Source organism: Neisseria sp. P0022.S010, assembly GCF_051956635.1.
Map to the genome: position 1 here is coordinate 1 of NZ_JBQCXF010000518.1, position 2,062 is coordinate 2,062.

The 2,062-nt window shown below is 48.9% G+C and carries 1 protein-coding gene; it reads left to right on the plus strand.

All coding sequences use genetic code 11. The annotated features are described in order from the left end of the window. Positions 1-105: 105 nt before the first annotated feature. The coding region (gene aceE, locus ACTHUT_RS18875) for a pyruvate dehydrogenase (acetyl-transferring), homodimeric type (RefSeq protein WP_440419393.1) at positions 106-2,062 on the plus strand (1,957 nt) is incomplete at its 3' end.

Here is a 2,062-nt window from a genome sequence, read left to right on the forward strand (position 1 = left end):
AATTTGACTCTAGGAATTTTCGTTTTTAACTCACATTTGTTCGCAAACGAAAATATCGGAGTAATACTCCGTCATTGAAAAACACTCAACACAAGGATAGATATTATGTCCACCCAATTACACGATGTTGACCCAATTGAAACCAAAGAATGGTTAGACGCGTTAAGCTCTGTTTTAGAATATGAAGGCAGCGAGCGCGCCCAATACCTGCTGGAAAGTTTGGTCAAATACAGCCGTGACAAAGGCATCCGTATGCCTCACGGCACCACTACTCCATACTTGAACACTGTTTCCGTTGAAGACGAAAAAGGCATCCCCGGCGACCAAAACATCGAACACCGCATCCGTGCATTCGTTCGTTGGAACGCTGCCGCTATCGTTTTGCGCGCGGGTAAAAAAGATTTGGAATTGGGTGGACACATTGCATCTTTCCAATCAGCCGCCACTATGTACGAAGTCGGCTTCAACCACTTCTGGAAAGCTAAAGGCGAAGGCGAAGAAGGCGATTTGGTATTCTTCCAAGGCCACGTAGCCCCTGGCATCTATGCACGTGCTTTCGTTGAAGGCCGTCTGACTGAAGACCAGCTGAACAACTTCCGTCAAGAAGTTGACGGCAAAGGTCTGCCTTCTTACCCTCACCCTCACCTGTTGCCTGACTTCTGGCAATTCCCAACCGTATCTATGGGTCTTGGCCCATTGATGGCAATTTACCAAGCACGCTTCCTGAAATACTTGGAATCTCGCGGTCTGGCTAAAACCAAAGGCCGTAAAGTATGGGTATTCTGTGGCGACGGCGAAATGGACGAACCTGAAAGCCAAGGTGCTATTGCTCTGGCTTCACGCGAAGGCTTGGACAACTTGGTATTCGTTATCAACTGTAACCTGCAACGTTTGGACGGCCCAGTACGCGGTAACGGCAAAATCATTCAAGAGCTGGAAGGCAACTTTGCCGGCGCCGGCTGGAATGTTGTGAAAGTCATCTGGGGTCGTCGCTGGGACCGCCTCTTGGCAAAAGACAAAGATGGTATCCTGCGCAAACGTATGGAAGAGTGCTTGGACGGTGACTACCAAACTTACAAATCCAAAGACGGTGCATACGTTCGCGAACACTTCTTCAATACGCCTGAACTGAAAGCATTAGTCGCCGATATGACTGATGACGAAATTTGGGCATTGAACCGTGGTGGTCATGACCCTCAAAAAGTGTACAACGCTTACGACCGCGCTGTGAACCACGCAGACGGTAAACCTACTGTAATCTTGGCGAAAACCATTAAAGGTTACGGTATGGGTGCATCCGGCGAAGGTCAAAACGTTGCCCACCAAGCCAAAAAAATGGACAAAGCGTCTCTGAAACAATTCCGTGACCGCTTTGACATTCCGGTAACTGACGAGCAAATCGACAGTGGCGACCTGCCTTACCTGACTTTTGCTCCTGACAGCGAAGAATACAAATACCTGCACGCACGCCGTGAATCTTTGGGCGGTTACCTGCCTAAACGCAACCCTACCCAAGACGTTCTGGAAGTGCCTGAGTTGTCAGCATTTGATGCCCAACTGAAATCCAGTGGTGACCGTGAATTCTCAACCACCATGGCTTTCGTACGCATCCTGTCTACTCTGCTGAAAGACAAAAAAATCGGCAAACGCGTTGTACCTATCGTTCCTGACGAAAGCCGTACTTTCGGTATGGAAGGTATGTTCCGCCAATATGGTATTTGGAACCCTAAAGGTCAACAATACACCCCTCAAGATAAAGACCAACTGATGTTCTATAAAGAGTCTGTTGACGGTCAAATCTTGCAAGAAGGTATTAACGAACCAGGTGCCATGGCTGACTGGATTGCTGCTGCGACCAGCTACGCAAACAACGACTTTGCCATGATTCCTTTCTACATTTACTACTCTATGTTCGGTTTCCAACGTGTCGGCGATTTGGCATGGGCTGCCGGCGATATGCACGCACGCGGCTTCCTGTTGGGTGGTACTGCCGGCCGTACAACGCTGAACGGTGAAGGTCTGCAACACGAAGACGGCCACAGCCATATTCAAGCAGATTTGA